A 24,687-nucleotide genomic window follows, 5' to 3' on the forward strand; every position below is an offset into this window, starting at 1 on the left:
TGCGCGCAGCGTCCGCGCCGTTTGCGTCTGTCCCAGCCCGGCGCCCTGTTCGCAGCATTCTACTTCGCGACTGGAGACCGCCATGATCCACGAAAGCATTCTCGACACCATCGGACGCACCCCCGTCGTGCGTCTGCATCGCATGGCGCCCGAGGGCCGCGAGCTGTTCGTGAAGATCGAATCCTTCAATCCCGGCGGGTCGGTCAAAGACCGTCTCGCCAAAGCCATCATTCTCGACGCCGAGCGACGCGGCACGCTGCAGCCCCGCCAGACCGTGATCGAAGCCACCAGCGGCAACACTGGCGTGGCGCTGGCCATGGTCTGTGCGGCGCGCGGTTATCCGTTCGTGGCCGTGATGGCCGATTCCTTCTCGATCGAGCGCCGCAAGCTGATGCGTGCCTACGGTGCGCGCGTCGTACTCACCCCCGCCGCCGAACGCGGCACCGGCATGGTGAAGCGGGCCGAGGAACTGGCGAAGAAACACGACTGGTTCCTGGCCCGCCAGTTCGAGAACGAAGCCAACCCGTCCTACCACCGCAACACCACGGCCACGGAAATCCTGCGCGACTTTGCCGACCACCGGCTCGACGTCTTCGTCAGCGGCTGGGGCACCGGCGGCACGCTGACCGGCGTGGGCGAGATGCTCAAGGTCGCGCGACCCGAAGTGCGCATTGTCAGCACCGAACCGGCCGTCGCCGCCCTACTCGCCGGCAAGGAATGGAATTCGCACAAGATCCAGGGCTGGACGCCGGACTTCATACCCGAAGTGCTCAATCGCAACGTACCCGACGACAACATCCCGGTCACCGACGACGAAGCCCTCGAAACAGCACGGCGTCTGTCGCGCGAGGAAGGGATCTTCGTCGGCATCTCCGCCGGCGGCACCGTGGCCGCAGCGCTGAAGGCCGCGAAAAAGACCCCGCCAGGCGCCGCGATCCTGGCCATGCTGCCGGACACCGGCGAACGCTATCTCAGCACACCGCTGTTCGAGGGCATCCCGGACGGTTCGGACGATGCGTGGCTGCCCACCCGAGATTGACGACACCGCATCGATTCACGACGCGCGCACAGCGCGGTGGCTCCGATGGAACAACGCAGCCACCGCGCCGATCAGCACGCCGCCGGCCAGCGCCAGCATCCAGTCGTCGGCATGCAGCAACTGCAACTGCAGCGCTGCCGCAAGCGTCGGAATCGTCAGCAGCACGATCGCCGAAGCCAGCGCCGCCAGCGGCACAATGCGCGCCGCCCTTGTGCGTCCGCGACCCAACGCCAGCGTCACGGCCGCACTGGCGACGACCAGCACCAGTAACGCCATGCTGCGAGCGTGCACGGCGCTGCCGGAGGATTCCAGACTGTAGGCGTAGCCGACGCCGACCAGCGCAGTCAGCGCCAGACCACCGCCGATCACCACCGCCCATTCGCGGGCATCGAAGAAACGCAACCGCGTCGTCCTGCGCACGCGCTGCAGCCGCGCGCGGGTGGGCAGCTGCTGGAAGGCCAGCAACGCCGTCGGATGGATGATCAGTTCCAGCCACACCACGTGGATCGGCAGATACAGCAGCGGCAGACCCAGCCAGGGCACGAAGGCGGCCGTCAGCACCAGCGGCATGTGGATCATCAGCAGGTAGGCGAAGCTCAGCTTCAGATTGCCGAACAGCTGACGGCCTTCGGCAATGGCCTCGACGAGGGTGCCGAAGTTGTCGTCGAGCAGCACCACCGGCGCCACTTCGGAAGCTGTGCGCGTGCCGCGTCGGCCCATGGCGATGCCGATGTCGGCCGCCTGCAGTGCGGGCACGTCGTTGACGCCGTCGCCAGTCACCGCCACGATCTCGCCCTCCGCCTGCAGGGCGCGCACGATCTCCAGCTTGTGCATCGGCAGGCAGCGCGCGACGGCGTCGAGATCCGCCAGCGCGGCGACGCCGTCCCGACGCAGATCGCGCACCAGGTCCTCGCCCAGGCGCACTGTTGGCGCCGCACCGCCGAGACCCGCCTCGACGGCGATCGCGCGCGCCGTGAGCGGATGATCGCCGGTGATCATGAGCACGCGGATACCCGCCTGCCGGGTCTCGGCGACGGCTTCCGCGACACCTTCACGCAGCGGATCGGCGAATCCCAGCAGTCCGGCGAACGCATACTCGCGATCCGGCTCCCCGCCAGGCCAGGCCGGCAAGGCGCGTCGCGCGCAAGCGATGACCTTGTAGCCACGCGCCGCCCACTCGCCGGCGCGCGCGCTCCAGACTTCGCGCTCCTCCGATGACAGCGTGCACATTGCGAGTACCGTCTCGGGCGCCCCCTTCGCCACGGCCTCGAACTGTCCATCCTCCAGCACGAACACCGCCACCTCGCGACGCGCTTTCTCCGTGAACGGGAACGTCGCCGCGCGTTCGCCGCCCGCCCCGCCGGCACGTTCGAGAATGGCCGTGTCCATGGGATCGGCACTGTCCTCGCGGCTGGCGCGCGCGGCTACGCGCAGCAGAGCCGGCTCGTCGACATCCGACGCCGGCTGCAGCGTGCGCAGTTGCAGACGGCCTTCGGTCAGGGTGCCGGTCTTGTCGGTGCAGATCGCACTGACGCGGCCGATGTTCTCCACCGCCACGGCACGCTGCACCAGGGCGCCGTGGCGCGCCAATCGCCACACGCCGACGCCGAGAAAGGCGGTCAGAACCACCGGAAACTCCTCAGGCAACGCGGCGACCGCCAGCGTCAACGCGCTCACCACCGCATCGAGCAGGCCATGCCCCTGATACCAGCGCGCCAACGCCAGCGCCACGCACATCAGCACGGCCACGGCGACCAGCGCGGTCACCAGCGACGACAACGCCTGCTGCAACGGCGTGCGCTGCCGCGGACCGGTCTGCGCCAGGCGCACGATGCCTCCGTACAGGGTCCGTGCACCGGTATCGACCACGCGCAGCTGCAGCGAACCGGTCAGCAGACGCGTACCGGCCGCGCCCCAGTGCCGATCCTCGATCTCGGCGTCCTCGGGCATCGCACCCGTCCAGGGATGCTTGCGGCACGGCAGCGACTCGCCAGTGAGCGCGGATTCATCGAGCTGCAGATGCCCTCCATCGACGATCACGCCGTCGGCAGGCAGGTATTCGGACGCCTCCACCCGCACCAGATCGCCCGGCACGAGATCGACCGTGTCCACCTCGACCAGATGGCCATCACGCCATACCCGGCTACGCATGGCGAGCCGGCTGGCCAAACCTTCCACGCTGGCGCGGCTGCGCCGGTGCAGATACGCGTCCATCCCCAGAATCGGCAGCAGCGCCAGCCCCAGCACCACCGCCTCGGTGTGGTCACCGAGCAGGGCGAACAGCAGCGAAATGCCGAGCAGGAACCACGGCATCGGATCGCGCGCGCTCTCGCGCAGCACCTCGCGCCAGCCGGCGCGGCGCGACGCAAACATATCGTTGCGCCCAAAACGCGCGCGTCGCGCCTCCACTTCAGCGCGATCCAGACCGCGCGACGGGTCGGACGGCGAACTCCAGCGTTCAGGGGGAACGTGGTGCTTCATGGGACGACCTCAGCGTCGGTCGCCATCGGCAAGCCTGCATGCCGCTCGGTCTACCTCGGAACAGACTCGTACATCGAAAACGGATGCCATGCGCGCGCCTCCCCGGTTGGCGATGCCGATCACCCCGGCAGTTCGAAGCGTAACGCAGATACGCTCCGGGATACTCCACGGCGGACCCGTGGCCTGCACTCGACCAGAGACTCCCGGCACTCACGCCGCGCAGGTGTTCCATCAAACCGTGCGTGCCTCCGACCGCCATGCACACGTCGACCGGGAACCGAAAGAGGCCGGGCCGAGCACGACTCACCAACCAGCGGATGCCTTCTCAGTGCGTCGTCGAAAAACGGTCCGAGCACGACGCGACAGACACCGACGCGACCGCTTCATCCGCCACGATGCGTCCCCGCTCCATGCGCACCCGCCGATCGACCAGATACGAGAGGCCCTCGAGCCGGTGCGTGATAAGCAGCACCGTGCGTCCCTCGGCCAGCGTCGCCAGCGCCCCCATCAACGACTGCGCGGTGGCGGCGTCGAGTCCTTCGGTCGGCTCGTCCAGAAGCAGGATCGGGCGATCTGCGAGCAGCGCACGCGCGATGGCCACGCGACGCGCCTCGCCGCCCGAGAGATGCGCGCCACCTTCGCCCAGCCAGGTGTCGTACCCATCCGGCAGTGCCGCGACACACTCGCTCAGCTGCGCCGCGTGCACAGCGGCCTCGATCTGCGCGCGGGTGGCGTCGGGGCGCGCTACTCGCAGATTCTCGATCAGGGTGGCGTCGAACAGGTGCGTGCGCTGTTCGACCACGGCGATGGCGGCGCGTACATCGTCCGTCGCGTAATCGGTGATAGAGCGTCCGCCCCACATCATTCGCCCGCCCTCGAAAGGCTGGAAACGCAGCAGCGCCGCCGCGAGGCTGCTCTTGCCCGCACCCGAAGCGCCGGTCACCGCCACGCGGCTGCCGAACGGAAGCTCCAGATCCACGCCGTCCAGCGCCCACGGCGCGTCCTCGGCATAGCGAAGCCGTACGCCGCGCAGGGAAATATCCGGCTGCGACGGCGGTTCGGCCGGCGCCGCCGGGTCCTCGACCGCCGGCTCGGCATCGACCAGATCGAACACCCGCGCCGCCGCGGCCCGGGTCGCACCCCAGCGCGTGAAGGCTTCGGGCAGCACGGCCAGCACCTCGAACGCCGCCAGCCCCAGCAGCACCAGCATGACCACATCCGGTCCGGCCAGCCTGTCGGCGCGTGCCGCGGCCGCCCCCAGCAGAAGGGTTCCCGCCGCCACCGCCTGTGCCAGCAGCGGTATCAGCGACTGACCCCGCTCCTGCAGGGCATCCAAACGCGCCAGCCGCATCTGCTGCGCATCGGTCAGCGCATGAATGCGCGCCTCGCGCACTGCATCGGCACCATACAGCCGCAGCTCGGCCGCGCCGCGCACCAGATCGCCGACCTCCGCGCGCAGCGCCGCTTCGTCGCGCACCATCGCCTCAGACGGCGCGCGGCTGCGCACGATCAGCCAACGCGGCAGCAGCACGGCCGCCGCCGTCGCCGCAACCGCCGTCAGCACGGCCACCGGCCAGGCGTAGGCCGCCTGCACCGCCAGCACCAACGGCAACGCCAGCAGCGCAACGACGATGGGGATGCCGATCCCCAGGTAGGCGTGTTCAAGCCGGTCCACATCGGCACGCAACCGCGAGAACAGGTCCGCCGAGCCAAGAAAACCGGTCCGCGCCGGCGCCAGCGGCAGCAGACGATCGAACAGCCACAACCGCAGGCGCGACAGCACGCGCAGGGTCGCCTCGTGATTGACCAGCCGCTCGACATAGCGGCCGCCGGTGCGCAACAGCGCCATGGCACGGATCAGCGCGGCCGGTGTGTAGTAATTCAGCACCGCGCCAGTGGCGCCGGCCAGCGCCATGCTGGCGATGAAGTGCCCCGCAATCGCCATCAGGGCGATGCCGGCCAACGTGCTGATCAGGGACACCAGCACGCCCAGCATCATCCAGCGTCGTTGGCTGCCCAGCACGCGCCAGAAGCGACGCAACGGTCCGGTCACCGACGCGCTCATGCGGCCTCCTCGTTCTGCAGCAGACGGAAGAACGCGCCGCGATCGGCGATCAGCTGCGCTGGCGCGCCCGCCTCGATCACGCGCCCGGCCGCCATCACCACGACCTGATCCGCCGCCCGCGCCGCATCCAGACGATGCGCCACCTGCACTACCGTGCGTCCGCGCCGAAGCGTGGCAATCGCCTCCTGCACTGCCCGTGCGGAGGCTTCGTCCAAATGCTGAGTCGGTTCATCGAGCAATAACAGCGGCGCATCGCGCAGCCAGGCCCGCGCCAGCGCGACGCGCTGCGCCTGACCGCCGGACAGCCCGTAGCCGTTCTCGCCCAGCGGGGTTTCCCAGCCGTGCGGAAGCTCGCGCAGCACCGCGTCGAGCCCTGCCGCGCGCGCGGCGCGTTCCAGCGCCACGTCGTCTGCATCGGGACGCGCCATGCGCACGTTGTCGCGCAGCGTGCCGACGAACAGATGCGGCCGCTGCGGCAGCCAGGCGATGCGCGCACGCCAGGTGTCCGCATCGAGCGCGTCCAGCGCATGCCCTTCGACCTGCACCGTGCCCCGCGACGGTTCGTGGAATCCCATCAGCAACCGAAGCAGACTGCTCTTACCCGAGCCACTGGCGCCCACCACCACCGTGGTTCGGCCAGCGGGGATATCCATCGTGATGCCGTCCAGCCCGGCACGACCCGGCGCATATTCGAAGCGCACGTCCTCGATCTCGATGCGCGGCGGATGTGCGGGAGCGACGACCTTCGACGAAGCGGCAGACGCTGTCCCGGCGGCCGGCGGCGTGGACTCCAGCAACGCAGCCAGATCGCCCGCGGCCGAGACCGCATCCATGCGCGCATGCCGCAGCGCACCCAAGGCACGCAGCGGCAGAAAGAATTCCGGCGCCAACAGCAGCACGAACATGCCGTGGGTGAAGGCCACGTCACCCCACATCAGACGGAAACCGACCAGCACCGCGACCACGGCGATGCTCACCATGGCGAAGAATTCCAGCACCAGCGACGACAGGAACGCCACACGCAGCACCGACATCGTCTCGCGGCGGTAGGCCTCGCTGCGTTCCGCCAGCAGCACGCGTCGCCGGGCGCCCGCGCCGAACAGGCGCAGCGTGACCAACCCCTGCAGGGTGTCGAAGAACTGATTGCCCAGACGCAACAGCGTGACCCAGCGGCGCTGACTGGCCCGCTCCGCCACGCCGCCCAGCAGCACCATGAACAACGGCACCAGCGGCGCCGTCACCAGCATCACCAGCCCCGCGACCCAATCCGCCGGAAACGCCGCGACCAGGACGATCAACGGCAACAGCACGGCGGCGGCCTTCTGCGGCAGGTAGCGCGCGTAGTACGGCGCCAGCGCATCCACGCCGTCGACGGTTCGCGTAATGAGATCGGCACTCGACTGTCGCGCCAGCCACGCCGGTCCGCGCGCACGGAACTGTTCGAGCACCCGCATGCGCACGTCCGCCACCACGCGACGACCCGCCTCGAATCCGAACCGGCGCGCCTGCACCGAACACGCGGCACGCACCAGGGCCAGCAACACGAATGCGGCAGCGGCCGGAAGCACGTCGCGCACATGGGCCTTCTGCAGGAGGATCGCGTTCAACGCCCAGGCCAGCAATCCCGCCTGCACGCACAACAGCACCGTACCGGCGGCCCCCAGGCCCATCGCGGACAGCAGCCAGCGTCGGACGGTCCCTTGCTGCTGCGCCAGCCAGTCGGTCGCCCCCGGCGCGGCATCCGCCTTCACGGATGCCACGCCCGAAGCCTTCGCCCGCACCGCGGGCGGTTCATCCGTGTCAGCGTGCGTCATCCGCGGCCGACTGCGATGCGTGTTCGTCCTGTGCATCCAGCATCGCACCGCCCGCGGCCGCGCACAGCACGATGGTGGCCGTGCCCAGCAACCAGGCGAAGTACCAGGGACCCAGCTCGCCCAGCACAATGGCCAGGAAAATCGCCACCATCGCCAGCGCCAGGAGCAGCAAGAAAAAGATCGTTCGTTTCATCCTCGCGTCTCCTTCAGTACGCGTGTTCGTCGGCGGCGACATGCTCGGGCTTCACCTTCCCGCGCATCACATAGAACGCCCAGCTGGTGTACCAGACCACCAGTGGCACGAACACCACGGTGAATCCGACCATCCAGGTCAGCGTCAGTTGGCTCGACGTCGCGTTCCACAAAGTCAGGCTCTGCGACGGCTCGCTGCTCGACGGCATCATGAACGGGAACATCGCCGCGCCGACCGTGCCGATCACGCCGATCCAGCCCAGCGCGCCCGACCACCAGCCGAGATGCGAACGTCCCGCACGCGCGGCCAGCGCCGCGCCGATCACGCCGGCGAAACCGACCAGCGGCACCAGCCACAGCGCCGGATGCGCGCTGTAATTGCCGAACCACGCGCCCGAGGCCTGCGTCACCGTCTGCTGCATCGGCGTCTGCGCCAGGTTGCCCGACGGACCGCTGACCAGCTGGAAACCGTCGATCGCGTGCACCCACACGCCGCCCAGGGCGAACAGCACCACAGCCACCGCGGCCGCGACCATGACCAGCTTGCGTGCACGCTGGAACATCGCATCCTCGGCGCCGTTCATCACCGTCAGCGCGCCCATCATCGACGACAGCGCCACCGACAGCACGCCGCACAGGATCGCGAACGGGTTGAACAGGGCCAGGAAGCTGCCGGTGTAGTACGAGGTCAGGTTCCAGCTGAAGTGGAACGGCACACCCTGCAGGATGTTGCCGATGGCCGCGCCGAACACCAGCATCGGCAGGAAGCCGCTGATGAACAGCGACCAGTCCCACACATTACGCCAGCGTGCCGACGGCATCTTGCTGCGGTACTCGAAGCCCAGCGGGCGCACGATCATGCTCCACAGCAGCAACAGCATGACCACGTAGAAGCCCGAGAAGGCCGTGGCGTAGATCAGCGGGAACGCCGCGAACACCGCGCCGCCACCGAGGATGAACCACACCTGGTTGCCGTCCCAGTGCGGGCCGATGATGTTCAGCGCCACGCGGCGCTCCAGGTCGGTGCGGCCGACATAGCGCAGGATCGTGCCCACGCCCATGTCCATGCCGACCATCACCGCCAGGCCCATCAGCAGCACGCCGAGCAGCAGCCACCAGACCACTTTAAGAATCAGATAAATTTCCATGGATCAGGCCTCCGCATTCGCCGTGGTCAGGGCCGGTGACGGCTTGTGATCGCCGTGGTCGTCCGGTCCCCTGCGTATCGCGCGCACCATCAGGAACATCTCCACCGCGATGAAGGCGCTGTAGATCAGCACGAAACCAGCCAGCGAGAACACCATGTAGGTGACACTGTGGGTCGAGGCCGACATCCACGTCGGCAGTACGCCGTACACCGTCCACGGCTGCCGGCCCAGCTCGGCGACCAGCCAGCCCGCCTCGTTGGCGATGAACGGCACCGGGATCATCCACGGCGCGATCTTCAGGAACCAGCGCCGTCGCTCCACGTTGTTACGCAGCGTGAAGACCACCGCGAGGATGAAGAACGCCAGCATCGCAAAGCCGAACGCAACCATCGTGCGGAACGCCCAGAATACCGGCGCCACAGGAGGAATCGTCGCCTTCGCCGCGGCGTCGACATCGGCGTCCGTCACCTTGCTCAGATCGTGCTGGTAGCCCTGCACAAGGAAACCGTAGCCGAGGTCGTCCTGATGCTGGCGGAACGTCGCCAGCGCGGTCTGGTCCTCAGGATTCTTCGATAACGTCTGCAGGGCCTGCACCGCCGGAATGCCGTTGCGGATGCGCTGCTTGGCCATGGCCTCGAGCTGATCCACGCCCGGCACGCTACCGTCCACCGAGTGCGTGACCAGCAGCGAAAGCGCGTAGGGAATCTGCAGTTCGCCGTGGTTGGTCTGGTCCTTCTGCGACGGGAACGCGACCACGTTGAACGGCATCGGCCCCTGCTCGGTCTTCCACAGGGCTTCCATCGCAGCCAGCTTGGTCGGCTGCGCCTGACCGCCGACAAAGCCCAGCGCGTCACCCAGTGTGATGACGCCGAGCGTGGCCAGGATGCCGAAGATCGCCGCCACGCGGAACGAGCGACGTGCCAGTTCCGTATGACGCTTGCGCAGCATGTAGAACGCGCTGACGCCGCACACGAAGATCGCCGCAGTGACGTAGCCGGCGATGGACGTGTGCACGAACTTCGCCTGCGCATCGTGACTGAAGATCAGGTCGGTGAAGCTGCTCAGCTCCATGCGCATCGTGTGCGGATTGAACGAGGCACCCTGCGGCGTCTGCATGAAGCTGTTGGCGATCAGGATCCACAACGCCGACAGATTCGAACCCACCGCCACCAGGTAGGTCACGGCCAGATGCTGACCGCGCTTGAGGCGGTCCCAGCCGAACACCATGATGCCGACGAAGGTCGACTCCATGAAGAACGCCATCAGGCCCTCGATGGCCAGCGGCGCGCCAAAGATGTCACCGACGAAGCTCGAGTAGAACGACCAGTTGGTGCCGAACTCGAACTCCATAGTGAGGCCGGTGGCCACGCCGATGGCGAAGTTAATGAGGAAGAGTTTGCCCCAGAACTGGGCCATGTCCTTGTAGATCTTGCGCCCGGTGGTGACGTAGATCGTCTCCATCGCAGCCAGCAGGAAGGACAGTCCCAGTGTCAACGGCACAAACAGGAAGTGGTACAGCGCGGTAGCGGCGAACTGCCATCGCGAGAGTTCGACAACGGTCGAGTCGATCATCATGGATTCCCTGGTAGCCAACCTGTGCACCGGCGGGGAAGCCCCCGGACCGGCGACAACACGAACACCCTACTATCTTGGATGTCGCGTTGCAGCGTACTCCAAGGATGCACGGCAAACTCGCGGCAGAATGTCGCGAATTCTGCCTACCTGCGCGGGAGTTGACTCAGATCAATTGCGGGAAGAGATGGAGGCGGCGCGACCGCCCGGAACCTCGCTCCGGACGGTCGCGCCTTGCAACGACCACGAGACGGCTAGGCTGCCACGTGGGTACGCATGGCGTCGCGCTGCAATTCGCTCCAATGCGGCGGTGCGGGCCAATTCGGCTCGAACTCGCCACTGAGCGCAGCCTGCAGATCGCGGCGATCCAGGTGCGGCGCGAACTGCTCGACAAGATCCAGCGTGTAACTGCGCAACACGCGGTCGCGGCGCAGCACCAGCCAGGTGGTGCAGTCGGGCAGGAGATGCGCGGCATCGAGCATCTGCAGCTCACGGTTGTCCTCGGGACGAATCGCCATCTCGGCCAGGACGCCGACGCCGAGGCCGGCGCGCACGTAGGTCTTGATGAGATCGGCATCGCTCGAGGTGCACGCGAACAGGGGACGCATGCCGGCCGATTGGAACGCCTGCTGCAGCGAGGACTCCGGTCGCAGCGAGGAGTCGTAGCTGACCAGCGGCTGCCCGGCCAGATCGCCCAGGCGCAACGGCCGGCTCAGGCGCGCCAGCGCATGGCCGCGCGGCACGACGACCGATCGCCGCCAGCGGTACAGCGGCACGGCCAGTCCGCCCAGCGGCGCCGGGCCACTGCTGCTGATGATGGCCAGATCGGCCTGTCCGCCGGCGAACAGGCCATGGATCTGCGCGTCGCCATGCGGACGCAGATGCAGGCCCACGCGCGGATGCTTGCGGCCGAAGGCGGCAATCGCGGATGGCAGCACGAAACGTGCCTGAGTGTGGGTGGTGAGCACGGTCAGATCGCCGTGCGCGTCGCCGCGCAGGTTGGCCGCGAGTGCGCGGATGCTGCGGGCTTCGTCGAGGATGGCGCGGGCGCGGGCGATGACTTGCTGCCCGGCGGGCGTGACCGACTTGAGGCTCTTGCCCTTGCGCGCGAAAAGCTGGAAACCGAGTTCGCCTTCAAGCTGCTTGAGTTGCTTGCTGACGCCAGGTTGCGTGGCGTGGATGCGCTCGGCGGCCAGAGTGATGTTTAGGCCGGAATCGGCGATGGAAACGATATAACGGAGCTGTGTCAGGGTCATGAGGGTTGTTCCGAAGGTGGGCGTTGGCGGTGGTGGCGGGGACCTGCATACATGCGCCAGCAATAATTGGTATTGATCGTGCAAATGTTCATGGTTAGACGTTTCATGGTGTTTCCCTCGTGAAAACCGGCACCGCGCCGGTTATGAGTCTTGAACATATCAGCAGACAGCATATCGGTCCACCGCCCTCATTTGGACGTCTATCACTCCAAATCACGCACAGCGAACAACATACCGAAAAGGCATACCGGAACAGCCAGCCTTCATTTCACGCGCCGCCAAGCTCCGCGTAGGGTCGAGGATCGACGCCACCCCGGCGTCTCCGTCGCCCCCGCAAACACGGAGTTACGCATGAGTCTTCCCCTCGGCGAAACCGCCCCCGATTTCACCGCCGATTCCACCGAAGGTCCGCTGCAGTTCCATGCATGGAGCGGCGACCAGTGGGTCGTGTTCTTCTCGCACCCGAAAGACTTCACCCCGGTGTGCACCACCGAACTGGGTGCCTTCGCACGTCGCAAGGACGAGTTCGCACAGCGCAACACGCGGCTGTTGGGCCTGTCCGTGGACTCGGTGGACGACCACGCACGCTGGGCGCAGGACATCGCCGATGTCGGCGGCACCCCGCTCAATTACCCGCTTCTGGCCGACCCCGAGCGGGCCGTCGCCAAGCTGTACGGCATGTTGCACCCCAAGGCCGACGCCAAGGTCACCGTGCGTTCGGTATTCATCATCGACCCGCAGAAGAAGGTGCGACTGACGCTGACTTACCCGCCCAGCGCCGGCCGCAACATCGACGAGATCCTGCGCGTGCTGGATTCGCTGCAGCTGACCGACGGCAAGCAGCTGACCACACCCGTGGACTGGCGAGCGGGCGAGGACGTGATCATCGCGCCCTCGGTTTCCGACGAAGCGGCCCGCGCGCGCTATCCCGACGGCTGGCGCGCGCTCAAGCCCTATCTGCGCCTGATTCCTGCCGAGCAGGCCTGAACCAACGCACCACGGCCCGTCCGGATTCGCTTGCGAACCGGACGGGCGAACCCATATCCGACACCATGAATACAAACGCGCTCTTCCGCCCATCCGCACCTGTTTCACTTCCACGCAACGACCTGTCCACCGTCATCGGACAGACCCCGCTGATTCGGCTGCACGCCGCCAGCGAAGCCACCGGCTGCGACATCCTGGGCAAGGCCGAGTTCATGAACCCCGGCGGCTCGATCAAGGACCGCACGGCGCTGGGTCTGCTCGACGATGCCGAGCGCCGCGGCCGGATCCGTCCCGGCGGCACCCTGATCGAGGGCACCGCCGGCAACACGGGCATCGGCCTGGCCCTGGTCGGCAACAGCCGCGGCTACCGCACCATCATCGTCATGCCGCAGACGCAGAGCGCGGAGAAAATCGCCGCCCTGCGCATGACCGGCGCCGAAGTGCGTCTGGTGCCCGCCGTACCGTACAAGGATCCTGGTCACTACGCCCACCGCGCCCGCGCGCTGGCCGAAGAGATGAACGCCGCCGATCCCGGCAGCGCCTGGTTCGCCGACCAATTCGACAACACCGCCAACCGCGACTTCCACGAAGCCACCACCGGCCCCGAGATCTGGGAACAGACCGGCGGCGCCGTGGACGGCTTCGTCTGCGCCACCGGCACCGGCGGCACCCTGGCCGGCGTCGGCCGCGCGCTGAAGGTGCGCAAGCCGGGCGTGCGCATCGCCCTGGCCGATCCGGCTGGTTCGGCGCTGGCGAACTACGTCAACCACGGCGAACTGAAGTCCGAGGGCAGTTCCATCAGCGAGGGCATCGGCTCCAGCCGCGTGACCGCCAACTTCGACGGCGCGCCGATCGACCTGGCCTGGAACATCCCCGACAACGAATCCGTACCGCTGCTGCACGCTCTGCTCACCGAGGAAGGGCTGTGCCTGGGCGGATCGAGCGGCGTCAACATCGCCGGCGCCATCCGCCTGGCGCGCGAACTCGGTCCCGGCCACACCATCGTCACCATGCTGTGCGATTCCGGCACGCGCTACCCACGGAAACTCTTCAACCCCTCCCTGCTGCGCGAAAAAAACATTCCGGTGCCCGGCTGGCTGGACCGGGCTTTTCCCGCCAACTGAATCGCCACCCTGCACCGCCCGGTCAACCGGAGCGGCGGCGCATGCGTTCCGGTTCTTCGAAGGCCTGCCGCGCAGGTCCGCGAGGAAACACGCATGAAGAGCACCCTGATCACCGCCCTGGCCGCCCTGTGCCTGTTCGCCGCCGGCAGCGGCGTCGCCACCGCACAGACCGCCCGCGAACACGCCCAGCACCGCCTGCAGCATCGCGCCGAGCGCGTGGACCGACGTACCGACCATCGCGCGCTGCGCGTCGAACGGCACAGCTCACGCCACGCGCTGCGGATCGAACACCGTGGCGACCGTCGTGCCATCCGACTCATGCGGCGCGCGGCGCGCAGCTGACACGCAGGACTGTCCCCATGCGCACGGCGCGAATCATCGGATCGCGCCGTGTGTTTTCAGGACCTGCACCCGCAAACCGCTACACTATGCGCCATGAGCGCAACCGAACTGACCTTGACCCGCCCCGACGACTGGCACCTGCACGTGCGCGACGGCGCCCTGCTGGCCGCCGTGCTGCCGGACACCGCGCGCCGCTTCGCCCGCGCCATCATCATGCCGAACCTGAAACCGCCGGTGGCCACGGTGGCGCAGGCCCGGGCCTATCGCGAGCGCATCCTGGCTGCTCTGCCCGAGGGCGCGGACTTTCAGCCGCTGATGACGCTGTACCTGACCGAAGCCACCACCCCGGACGACATCGCCGAGGCGCGCGAGAGCGGCTTCGTGCACGCGGTGAAGTACTACCCGGCTGGCGCCACCACCAACGCAGCCAGCGGCGTCACCGACCTCAGCCGTGTCTACCCGGTGCTCGAAGCCATGCAGCGACATGGTCTGCCGCTGCTGATGCACGGGGAAGTCACCGACTCCGCCGTGGACATGTTCGACCGCGAGCCGGTCTTCGTCGAACGACATCTGACGCCGCTGCGCAATGATTTCCCGGACCTGCGCATGGTGCTTGAGCACATCACCACGCGCGAGGCCGCGCAGTTCGTGCAGGACGCCCCCGCGCACGTGGGCGCGACCATGACGCCGCAGCACCTGCTGATGAACCGCAACGCGATCTTCGTCGGCGGCCTGCGTCCACACCACTACTGCCTTCCGGTGCTGAAACGCGAGACGCACCGACAGGCGCTGATGGCGGCAGCTACCAGCGGCGACCCGAGCTTCTTCCTCGGCACGGACAGCGCGCCGCATCCGCGCCACGCCAAGGAAAGCGCCTGCGGCTGCGCCGGTATCTATTCCGCCCACGCCGGCATCGAGTTCTATGCCGAGGCCTTCGAAGCCGCCGACGCACTGGACAGGCTGGAAGGCTTTGCCAGCTTCCACGGCGCCGATTTCTACGGCTTGCCGCGCAATACCGACACCATCACCCTCAAGCGCGAAAGCTGGACGGTTCCCGAGGAAGTCGATTTCGGCGGCGTGCCGGGGGTACCCCTTCGCGCCGGTGATACCGTGGCCTGGCGACTGACGGACTGAGACACCGTCGACAGACGGCCCGCTTTCGCCATGCGTTACCCTGATCTCCGCACGTCTTGCGTGTTTCTATCGCGCAAACAGCATGCGATGATGCCTCAGGCGTTCCAAGGGGCCCACCATGTCGGCCGGCAAGCAAGCTCCTGACTCGAATCCGGAGTCAAAGGTCAGCGGATTGCTGGACCTGCAGCGTGAGTTATTGACCGTGGTCGCCCGACACGGCGCCCTCGAACCACGCCTGGACCAGCTCTGCCGACTCTTCGAGCAAGCCGTGGACGGCATGGTCGCCACCATCATGCAGCTCGACGCAGGCACGGACCGGCTGCGTTTCGTGAGTGGGCCGAGCGCGCCGAAGGACCTGCTTCGCCAACTCGACGACACCCAGCCAGGCGATGGCTACGGTTCGTGCGCACACACGGCCTGGACGGACCGGGCAACCTACGTCTGTGATGCCACGAAGGACCCTCACTGGACCGCAGTCCGCGACGTGGCGGCGGCGTCCGGCGTGCGTTCCTGCTGGTCGGCTCCGGTGCACGATCGCGAGCAGAACATCATCGGGACCTTCGCCCTCACTTCGCTGCGGGCACACCTGCCCGATGACTACCAGCGGCGCCTTCTGGAACTGGGCGCGATCAGCGCCGGACTCCTGTTCGACCAGGAGAGCGAGGCTCGCGCCAAGGCCGATAGCGACCGAACCGTGCACCGACTCGCGCTGGTCGCCGACCACTCGCCGAACGGCATCTTGTTCACCGACACCGCGGGTACCATCGAATGGGTCAACGCCAGCGCGCTGAAACTGCTCGAATGTGCAAAGGACGACATCGTCGGTGAGAACCTCCGCGCCGTGCTGATGCAGGAGATGTCCGTCTTCGACAGCGATGCGGTGCTGCAGACCATCCGACGCGGCGAAGCATTCGCCGGTACATTGCAGCTGCGCCGCCCCTCCGGAAAGCGCTGGGCGGCACAGATCACCTGCACGCCGAGGCGGAACGCAGAAGACTCGCAGCTCGAAGGCGCCGTGGTGATGCTGATCGACGTCAGTCCCTTGCAGCGCCTGTCCGAATTCAATGTGCTGCTAGCCAATGTGGACATGCGGCTATCGCGGCGCAACGAACCCGAGAAACTGCTGCAGGACATCTGCGAACTCGCGGTTGCGCATGCCGGTCTCAGTCTGGCGTGGATCGGTCGGCCCGACCCGGACACCGGCTGGTTCGAACCGATGGCGGCGGCCGGCCCCGGCCGCCCTTACCTCGACGTCGTTCGAATTTCCAGCAACATGGACCTTCCCGAAGGACGGGGTCCTTGCGGCCTGAGCTGGAACGACGGCCAGACCCGCTTCGACTGCTCCTTCACGGACGACGAGCTCAAGCCGTGGGCGAAGGCCGCGCGTCAGCAGGGTTTCGCTGCCATTGCGGTATTGCCAATCCATCGCGCGGGCCAGCTGTGGGCCCTGCTATGCGTGTACCACACCGAACTGCACTCGTTCGATTCGGCGCTGCAGCAATTGCTGAAGACGATGTCGCGGAACATCTCCTCCGGCCTGGATCGCATCGACCTCATGCGCCGCGAAAGCGAGAGCCAGGCCCTGAACCAATCCATGCTCGAGAGCACTACCGTGGGCGTGGTGCTGACGCGCAACAATGTGGTCTTCCGCGCCAATCGCCGTGCGGCGGACATCCTCGGCGTCGCCGGACCAAAGGCCCTGGAAGGCATCCGCGCCTCGGCCTTCTACGGCGACCCAGATGCCGGCCGATGGCTTGCCAGACAGACCTATGAAGCGTTCGCGGACAACCGAAGGGCCATCTTCGAAATTCCGGCACGGCGGATGGACGGCCGCCGAATCTGGCTGCGGCTGGAAGGCGCTCCCTTCGATCACGACGACTACGACGAGATCTGGAGCCTGATCGACCAGACCGAGCAGCACCAGGCGATCGAACAGCAGACCCTGCTCGCCAATGCCATGTCCTCGGTGCAGGAAGGCGTGATCATCACGGACGCCCAGCAGCGGATCGTGTACGTCAATGAGGGCTTCCACGCACTGACCGGTTACACCTTCAAGCAAATGCATGGCCGCACATGCAAGTTGCTACAGGGACCCGACAGTAACCCGGAGACCGTTCAACGCATCCATGCCGCCCTGCAGGACGAAGGCGCATTCGTCGGCGAAATTCTCAATTACCGCAAGGACGGCAGTACGTTCTGGAACCTGCTGACGATCAACCCGATTCTCGATGCGCAGGGCCGACTCAGTCATTACGTCGGCGTGCAACGCGACATCACCGACCTGCGCCAGCTGAACGCGCGCATGGAACATCTGGCCTTTCACGACGAACTCACCGGACTGCCCAATCGCCGAGCGCTGGATCGCTATCTGGCAGACGCTCTGCCCCGCAGTGTCGCCGACGATCAGGTCCTCGCCGTGGCCATGATCGACCTGGACGACTTCAAGATCATCAACGACACCCATGGCCACGTCGGCGGCGACCGGCTGCTCAAGGGTGTCGCTCAGCGGATCCAACCCCTTCTGAGCAAACACGACTTCTTCGCCCGTCTGGGCGGGGACGAGTTCGTGGTGGTTTTCCACGAACGCTCCCAGCGCCGCGCGGAGAAACATCTGCGCAAGCGCTTCGACGCCATCGGCCGGCGATTCCGCGCGCCACTCGACGTCGGACTGGATCGTCCCATCCACGTCGGCCTGAGCATGGGCATCGCGCTGAGTCCGCAGCATGCCAGCGAGGGCGGCATGCTGTTGCGGCTGGCCGACGAGGCGCTGTTCAAGGTCAAGCGGAACAAGCTGGAGCGGGCCAACTGGTGGTCCATTCACGGCGAAGTGGACGAGGAAGAGCTGGCCGTCTCGATTGCGCCCTACGGCGACAGCGCCTCCGAAACACTGGACGTGGCGCGCCCGCATCTGGCCGATGCACTGTCCGACATCGTCGATGAGTTCTATGCACTGGTGCACACCGACCCCCACGCTTCGCGCCTACTGAACGGCCTGGCCCCTAAAGAGATCGAGCACCTCAAGCAGCGTCAGATCCTGCACGTCCAGTTGCTGACGTCCGGAAGCACCACGCGCAAGAGCCTGATCGAGGCCAGCAGGCGCGCCGGACGCATCCACGCGCTGATCGGCATCGATAGCGTGCTGCTGATGCGCTGGATGGCCATCTACCACGAGAGTCTGGTACGACAGTGCAACATGCTGCCAATCAGCAAGCGCAGCCGCTATCACCTGGCGCAACTGCTCGACCACCGCCTGCAAGACGATCTGCAGGCACAACTGGAAGCACAGACCTTCGTGCAGGATCGCTACGCAGCGATCATCGACCAGTTCATGCCCGATCGCGGTTCCAGCTGGAACGACGCCATCAGCCTGGAAATGCGCCTGCTAGCCCGGCTGCCGGGCATGGCCTGCGTCATGGTCCTGCGCCAGAGCGGCCCGGAAACCTACAACATCGAGTCCAGCGCCGGCACTGCCGCACATGCCGTCGCCGGTGCACTGCGTGCCGAATACGGTGTGCGTCACAGCGCGAACCTCGCGCCTCCCGACGATAGCCTGCTGTCCAAGAGCTGGCATACGGCCGAAATCCATACCTGCCCCCATCTCGCGGAAGTGCCGGACAACACTCCGGCACTTCCCCGTGCGCTGTTGCAGGACGAGATCCGCGCCGCCGCCTGCATTCCGGTGATCGACGAGCAGCGCCTGCCGGTCGCGCTGCTGCTGCTACTGGGGCATTACCCGAATCAGTTCGAAAGCAAGTACATGCAGCACTTCATGCGCAATCTGCAGTTGCGTGGCAACGAGATCTGGCAGCGCAGCATGCGCCCGCCGCCGCCGGTGCCCTACGAGCAGGCCGTGGCCTTCCGCCGCCGCCTTTTCAAGGACGGCCTGCGCATGCTGCTGCAGCCAGTGGTCGATTTTCGCAGCGGATGCGTGACCAAGGTCGAAGCCCTCGCCCGTCTCACGCTCGAAAGCGGCGAACAGCTGGGACCCGACGTCTTCCTGCCCCTGCTGCGGAACGCTGAGCTGGACACACTGTTCCAGCGCGGGCTGGACATGGCGCTGAGCGATCTGGTCAAACTGGAACGCCAGGGACTGCGCATCGACCTGGCCTTGAACATCTCGCCGCATACGCTGGCCGAACCCGATTGCCCGGAATGGGTGGCCGAAGCCCTGGAACGGCACGGTCTGGCACCGCAACGCCTGATTCTGGAGATCCTGGAAAATCAGCGCGTCGACCGGGAAGCGCGCGATGCCGGCGTGAAACGCCTTGTGACACTGGGCGTGCGCTTTGCCATTGACGACCTGGGCTCGGGCTACAGCAGCCTGCGCCGACTGGCCAGCCTACCCTTCGACGCGGTGAAGATCGATCAGGATCTGCTCGCGCGCCTGCATGTCGATCCGGTGCAGTCGATCACCCTGATCAGCGCCGTGGTACAGATCGGTCGGGATTTCGGCTGCAAGGTGATCGCAGAGGGCCTGGAAGACCCGGGCATGATCGAAGTCGCGCGGCTGCTCGGCGCGAGCATGGGACAGGGCTATGCCATCGCCCGCCCCATGCCGGCCGCCGACCTGCCTGCCTGGAGCCGGCAGTTCGTGCTCGATACCGGCGATGACGGCCCCAAGACGCCGCTGGGCGGCCTGGCGTTCCAGTGGATTTCCGTGCGGCATGGCTCACTGCACACGAAGACGCTGGAAGACTGCCCGCTCACGCGTCTGATGCAGTGCCACAATCAGCATGCCGGGGATGCGAAGGCGCTTCATGCGGCCGTGCACGCCGACCCGCAAGACGCACGAGCCGCGCACCGCCTGCTGGAGTGGATGCAGGCCTGCATCCTCGGCCCGGACGCCGCGCTGCGCTGCGAAAGGCAAGAAAAAGGCCGCCCCGACTAGTGCAGGGCGGCCTTTTCGAACGCTTTCCGCGACCCGGAAGCACCGGAGCACGAAACAAATGTGGTGGGCGGTACAAGGATCGAACTTGTGACCCCTTCCATGTCAAGGAAGTGCTCTACCGCTGAGCTAACCGCCCAAGAGCCGCGCATTGTAGCCGAGCCGAACGGAGGCCACAAGCGCTTTCAGTGCAGCGCTTCCTCCTTGATCCGGGCGATCTCGTCGCGGACCTTCGCGGCGGCTTCGAACTCCAGATCCTGGGCGTGCTGGTACATGCGCGATTCCAGCTTCTTCAGCTGCGCGGCAACCTGCGTTGCGCTCATCGCTGCGTAATCCGGCCGCTCCTCCGCCACCTTGCGCATGGCCTCGCGGCCACGGCCGCGCTTGCGGCCGGAGTCGCCGTGGGCGCCTTCCATAACGTCGGCGATGCGGCGCACGATGGTCTTCGGCGTGATGCCGTGCTCGGCGTTGTAGGCCAACTGCTTCTCGCGGCGGCGAGCGGTCTCGTCCATCGCCGCCCGCATCGAACGGGTGATCTCGTCGGCATAGAGGATGGCCTTGCCGCGCACGTTGCGGGCGGCGCGGCCGATGGTCTGGATCAGCGAGCCGGTGGAGCGCAGGAAGCCTTCCTTGTCGGCGTCGAGGATCGCCACCAGCGACACCTCGGGCATGTCCAGACCCTCGCGCAGCAGGTTGATGCCGACCAGCACATCGAATTCGCCCAGACGCAGGTCGCGGATGATCTCGACGCGCTCGACGGTGTCGATGTCCGAATGCAGGTAGCGCACGCGGACGTCATGCTCGGCCAGGTACTCGGTCAGGTTCTCGGCCATGCGCTTGGTCAGCGTGGTGATGAGCACGCGATCGCCGTCGGCCACGCGCTTGCGGATCTCACCCAGCACGTCGTCGACCTGGGTGCGCACCGGACGCACCTCGACCTCGGGATCGATCAGGCCGGTCGGGCGCACCACCAGCTCGACCACGTTGCCGTCATCGTGCGCTTCCTCGTAACGGCCCGGCGTGGCGGAGACGAAGATCCGCCGCGGCGCGCGCTCCTCCCACTCCTCGAAGCGCAGCGGGCGGTTGTCCAGCGCCGACGGCAGACGGAAGCCGAACTCGACCAGGGTCTCCTTGCGCGAACGGTCGCCCTTGTACATGGCGCCGATCTGCGGAATGGTCACGTGCGACTCGTCCAGCACCAGCAGCGCATCCGGCGGCAGGTAGTCGAACAGGGTCGGTGGCGCCTCGCCGGGTCCGCGCCGGGTCAGGTGCCGCGAGTAGTTCTCGATGCCCTGGCAATAGCCGACCTCGGCCATCATCTCGATGTCGAAGCGCGTGCGCTGATCCAGGCGCTGCGCCTCGACCAGCTTGTTGGCCTTGTACAACTGCTCCAGGCGCTCCTTGAGCTCTTCCTTGATGGTATCGATGGCGTTGAGCACGCTCTCGCGGGTGCTGGCGTAGTGCGTCTTCGGGTAGACCGTGTAGCGCGGCACCTTGCGCTGCACTTCGCCGGTCAGCGGATCGAACAGGGCCAGGTTCTCGACCTCGCCGTCGAACAGCTCGATGCGCAGCGCCTCGGTGTCCGACTCGGCCGGAAATACGTCGATGATCTCGCCGCGCACACGGTAGGTGCCGCGGCGCAGTTCCATCTCGTTGCGGGTGTACTGCAACTCGGTCAGCTGGCGCAGCAGCTTGCGCTGGTCGATGTGCTCGCCGACCGACAGGATCAGGCGCAGGCTCAGGTAGTCCTCGGGATCGCCCAGGCCGTAAATGGCCGAGACCGTGGCCACGATCAGGGCATCCGGGCGCGACAGCAGTGACTTGGTCGCGGCCAGACGCATCTGCTCGATGTGGTCGTTGATCGAGGCATCTTTCTCGATGAACGTGTCCGACGCCGCCACGTAGGCCTCGGGCTGGTAGTAGTCGTAGTAGCTGACGAAGTATTCCACCGCGTTGTGCGGGAAGAATTCCTTGAATTCGCCGTACAGCTGCGCGGCCAGCGTCTTGTTCGGCGCCATCACCAGGGTCGGCTTCTGCACCTGCTGAATCACGTTGGCGATGGTGAAGGTTTTGCCCGATCCGGTCACGCCCAGCAGCGTCTGCGCGGCCAGGCCCGCCTCGAAGTTCGCCACCAGCTTGTCGATGGCCTGCGGCTGATCACCGGACGGCTGGTAGGGCGAAACCAGTTGGAAACGTTCGCTCATGCCCACGGACCTGCGTCAAAGGACTTCAATTATACGGAACCTTGCCTACACGCCTTTGCGCCGCCCCCGACGAACTCGCCCGTTCGGTGCCGATATCGCTCCATGCCCGCCTGGCGCAGCATGGGTCCCGGGTCGCACGAAATACGCACATGCCCGGAAACAAACGAAAATCGCGTGGATTCACGCTCATCGAACAAATCGCCGCGCTGGGCATCTTCGCTGTCCTGATCGGCGTCGCCGTGCCATCGATGCAAGGTCTTCTGCATCGCAATCAGGCGCATGTCGCCATGGATGCACTGAGTCGCGCGCTCCATGCAACCCGGATGCTCGCCATCGAGCGGCAGCGCCACGTCCTGCTGTGCCCGAGCGCCGACGGGCGTCGATGCAGCGGCGGGCACCAATGGCAGCACGGCTGGGTGATCGCGCTGGACCGGGACAACGACGGACAGCCCGATGGAGACGTCTTCTCCAGCCAGGCCAGCCTGCCCGGCGTGCGCATTCTCGGCGGTCGCAACCGTACGCATGTGCGCTACCACGCCGACGGCAGTGCACCGGGCAGCAACCTTACGCTGGTGATCTGTCCAACTGGGGATATCGGCTCGACCGTGGATGCCCTGGTGGTATCCAACGTGGGACGCATCCGTTCCGGGCACGTCCCCGCAGCTCGGTGCCGACGCTGAGACGCACGCCGCGGCGATACCACTCGACCGAGCCGACAAAAGCACACCCTCGCTGCGAACGCGTGCGCCCCAAAGGCACCCAGCATCGAGGCCTTGTCGAACAGCATCCGCATGCACTGCGCAACGCGGTGAAGCACAGCGCTCCGGCAACAAAAAGCCCCGCACGATGGCGGGGCTTCCTGATTGTCGCGCAGACGCGAGAGGCATCGCGCAGACTTCGTGTGGCGCCCGAAGTAGGACTCGAACCTACGACCCCCTGATTAACAGTCAGGTGCTCTAACCAGCTGAGCTATTCGGGCAGCGAGCTGCGCATTTTTGCTTCCGAGCGTCGATCTGTCAAGCCGAAGTTGCACTTTCTCCTTGCGCGACGTGATAGCACGGCTCGTAGGCGGTGCCTCCCGGCAACTTCATGCGCTGCTGTTCCACAAACGCCTTCAGCAGCGTGTCCAGCGCGCGCATGATCTCCGGGTCACCATCGATGTGGAACGGCCCGTGCTGCTCGATCGCGCGCATGCCCTCTTCCTTGACGTTGCCGGCCACGATGCCCGAGAACGCGCGGCGCAGATCCGCCGCCAGCTCGTGCCGTGGACGATCCCGGTGAATGCGGAGGTTGGCCATGGCCTCGTGGTTCGGCGCGAACGGCTGCTGGAACTCGTAGGGGATGTGCAGCGACCAGTTGAAGAAGAATGCGTCCTTGGTGTCCAGACGATAATTGCGCACCTTCTCCAGCCCGCGAACCATGCTGCGCGACACCGCCGCCGGATCGTCGATGATGATCTCGTAGCGTTCGGCCACGGCGTCGCCCAGAGCCAGACGCAGGAAGCGATCGATCTGCTCGAAGTACGCCGCCGAACGAGCCGGTCCGCTGAAGATCAGCGGGAACGGAATCTCGCGATTCTCCGGGTGCAGCAGGATGCCCAGCAGATACAGGATCTCCTCCGCGGTGCCGACGCCCCCCGGGAACACGATGATGCCGTGCCCCGTGCGCACGAAGGCCTCCAGGCGCTTCTCGATGTCCGGCATGATCATCAGATGATTGACGATCGGGTTCGGCGACTCCGCCGCGATGATGCCCGGCTCGGTGATGCCGATGTAGCGGTTGCGGCGGCGGCGCTGCTTGGCGTGGGCGATGGTCGCGCCCTTCATCGGCCCCTTCATCGCGCCCGGACCGCAGCCGGTGCAGATGTCCAGCATGCGCAAGCCGAGCTGATAGCCGACCGCCTTGGTGTAGTCGTACTCGTGACGCGAGATCGAGTGCCCGCCCCAGCACACGACCAGATTCGGATCCATGTGCGTACGCAGAATGCGGGCGTTGCGCAGGATCTCGAACACGATCTGGGTCAGCCCTTCCGAGCCGGCCTCGGTGAATTCGCGCGGCGCGATCTGGGTGGCGACGTAGACGATGTCACGCACCACGGCCACCAGCAGTTCGTTGATGCCGCGGATGATCTGCCCGTCGACGAAGGCCTGGGCCGGCGCGTTGCTCAGTTCGATCTTGATGCCGCGCTCCTGCTGCAGCACCTCGATATCGAAGTCGGGGTACAGCTCCAGCATGCTGCGCGGATCGTCGCTCAGACTGCCCGAAGTCAGCACCGCCAGCGCGCAGCGCCGCAGCAGCGCATGCAGGCCGGAACTGCTGGCGTCGCGCAGTCGAGCGACTTCGTTGCGGGAAAGGATATCAAGGCCGCCGGCGGGCGAGATGCGCGCGCTGACGGTATTGGAACCGGCCGAGCCGGTGTAGGAAACATTCACGGGTGTGGGACT

The 24,687-nt window shown here is 66.5% G+C and carries 16 protein-coding genes and 2 tRNA genes; 7 read left to right on the top strand and 11 right to left on the bottom strand.

Features of this window, described 5'->3' with window-relative positions:
- The first annotated feature begins 82 nt into the window (after positions 1 to 82).
- Positions 83 to 1,039 (top strand): cysteine synthase A, encoded by a 957-nt coding sequence (gene cysK / locus HF690_RS03705; protein WP_168608463.1) that lies wholly within the window; start codon positions 83 to 85, stop codon positions 1,037 to 1,039.
- Between the two features lie 15 nt (positions 1,040 to 1,054).
- On the opposite strand, the gene HF690_RS03710 is transcribed toward cysK, so the two are convergent.
- The 7 genes from HF690_RS03710 to HF690_RS03740 form a co-directional block, all read right to left on the bottom strand.
- Positions 1,055 to 3,520 (bottom strand): cation-translocating P-type ATPase, encoded by a 2,466-nt coding sequence (locus tag HF690_RS03710; RefSeq protein WP_168608464.1) that lies wholly within the window; start codon positions 3,518 to 3,520, stop codon positions 1,055 to 1,057.
- A 325-nt stretch (positions 3,521 to 3,845) separates the two neighbouring features.
- On the bottom strand, positions 3,846 to 5,585 hold the full coding sequence (gene cydC, locus HF690_RS03715) for a thiol reductant ABC exporter subunit CydC (RefSeq protein ID WP_168608465.1): 1,740 nt from the start codon (positions 5,583 to 5,585) through the stop codon (positions 3,846 to 3,848).
- A complete protein-coding gene (cydD, locus tag HF690_RS03720; RefSeq protein ID WP_168608466.1) occupies positions 5,582 to 7,345 on the bottom strand; it encodes a thiol reductant ABC exporter subunit CydD in 1,764 nt (587 codons plus the stop codon). The genes cydC and cydD overlap by 4 nt, the downstream gene beginning before the upstream one ends.
- A gap of 40 nt (positions 7,346 to 7,385) precedes the next feature.
- Entirely contained in the window at positions 7,386 to 7,592 is a 207-nt protein-coding gene (locus tag HF690_RS03725) for a hypothetical protein (protein ID WP_113066005.1), read from the bottom strand.
- A 13-nt stretch (positions 7,593 to 7,605) separates the two neighbouring features.
- Positions 7,606 to 8,739 carry a cytochrome d ubiquinol oxidase subunit II gene (cydB, locus tag HF690_RS03730; RefSeq protein ID WP_168608467.1) on the bottom strand — a complete coding sequence of 378 codons (1,134 nt, stop codon included), beginning with the start codon at positions 8,737 to 8,739 and terminating at the stop codon, positions 7,606 to 7,608.
- 3 nt (positions 8,740 to 8,742) lie between these two features.
- Entirely contained in the window at positions 8,743 to 10,311 is a 1,569-nt protein-coding gene (locus tag HF690_RS03735; RefSeq protein ID WP_113066046.1) for a cytochrome ubiquinol oxidase subunit I, read from the bottom strand.
- Between the two features lie 254 nt (positions 10,312 to 10,565).
- On the bottom strand, positions 10,566 to 11,567 hold the full coding sequence (locus tag HF690_RS03740) for a LysR substrate-binding domain-containing protein (protein ID WP_113066007.1): 1,002 nt from the start codon (positions 11,565 to 11,567) through the stop codon (positions 10,566 to 10,568).
- A 351-nt stretch (positions 11,568 to 11,918) separates the two neighbouring features.
- On the opposite strand from HF690_RS03740, the gene HF690_RS03745 reads away from it, so the two are divergent.
- From HF690_RS03745 to HF690_RS03765, 5 genes are all read left to right on the top strand, one after another.
- On the top strand, positions 11,919 to 12,554 hold the full coding sequence (locus HF690_RS03745) for a peroxiredoxin (RefSeq protein WP_113066008.1): 636 nt from the start codon (positions 11,919 to 11,921) through the stop codon (positions 12,552 to 12,554).
- 65 nt (positions 12,555 to 12,619) lie between these two features.
- Complete coding sequence (locus tag HF690_RS03750; RefSeq protein WP_168608468.1) at positions 12,620 to 13,678, top strand: cysteine synthase A; 1,059 nt, start codon at positions 12,620 to 12,622, stop codon at positions 13,676 to 13,678.
- 93 nt (positions 13,679 to 13,771) lie between these two features.
- On the top strand, positions 13,772 to 14,020 hold the full coding sequence (locus tag HF690_RS03755) for a hypothetical protein (RefSeq protein WP_168608469.1): 249 nt from the start codon (positions 13,772 to 13,774) through the stop codon (positions 14,018 to 14,020).
- A gap of 93 nt (positions 14,021 to 14,113) precedes the next feature.
- Complete coding sequence (gene pyrC, locus HF690_RS03760) at positions 14,114 to 15,154, top strand: dihydroorotase (protein ID WP_168608470.1); 1,041 nt, start codon at positions 14,114 to 14,116, stop codon at positions 15,152 to 15,154.
- 118 nt (positions 15,155 to 15,272) lie between these two features.
- Positions 15,273 to 20,042 carry an EAL domain-containing protein gene (locus HF690_RS03765; RefSeq protein ID WP_168608471.1) on the top strand — a complete coding sequence of 1,590 codons (4,770 nt, stop codon included), beginning with the start codon at positions 15,273 to 15,275 and terminating at the stop codon, positions 20,040 to 20,042.
- A 61-nt stretch (positions 20,043 to 20,103) separates the two neighbouring features.
- On the opposite strand, the gene HF690_RS03770 is transcribed toward HF690_RS03765, so the two are convergent.
- Positions 20,104 to 20,178 (bottom strand) — tRNA-Val (locus HF690_RS03770).
- Positions 20,179 to 20,224: 46 nt separating this feature from the next.
- Positions 20,225 to 22,243, bottom strand: a complete 2,019-nt coding sequence (gene uvrB, locus HF690_RS03775) for an excinuclease ABC subunit UvrB (protein ID WP_168608472.1) — start codon at positions 22,241 to 22,243, stop codon at positions 20,225 to 20,227.
- A gap of 149 nt (positions 22,244 to 22,392) precedes the next feature.
- Here uvrB and HF690_RS03780 point away from each other — a divergent pair, with 149 nt between their 5' ends.
- On the top strand, positions 22,393 to 22,923 hold the full coding sequence (locus HF690_RS03780; RefSeq protein ID WP_168608542.1) for a GspH/FimT family pseudopilin: 531 nt from the start codon (positions 22,393 to 22,395) through the stop codon (positions 22,921 to 22,923).
- Between the two features lie 222 nt (positions 22,924 to 23,145).
- Here HF690_RS03780 and HF690_RS03785 read toward each other — a convergent pair.
- Positions 23,146 to 23,222 (bottom strand) — tRNA-Asn (locus tag HF690_RS03785).
- 37 nt (positions 23,223 to 23,259) lie between these two features.
- Positions 23,260 to 24,675, bottom strand: a complete 1,416-nt coding sequence (ppnN, locus tag HF690_RS03790; RefSeq protein ID WP_168608473.1) for a nucleotide 5'-monophosphate nucleosidase PpnN — start codon at positions 24,673 to 24,675, stop codon at positions 23,260 to 23,262.
- Positions 24,676 to 24,687: the final 12 nt, after the last annotated feature.

The sequence above is a fragment of the Oleiagrimonas citrea genome (assembly GCF_012395255.1).
Lineage (GTDB): Bacteria > Pseudomonadota > Gammaproteobacteria > Xanthomonadales > Rhodanobacteraceae > Oleiagrimonas > Oleiagrimonas citrea.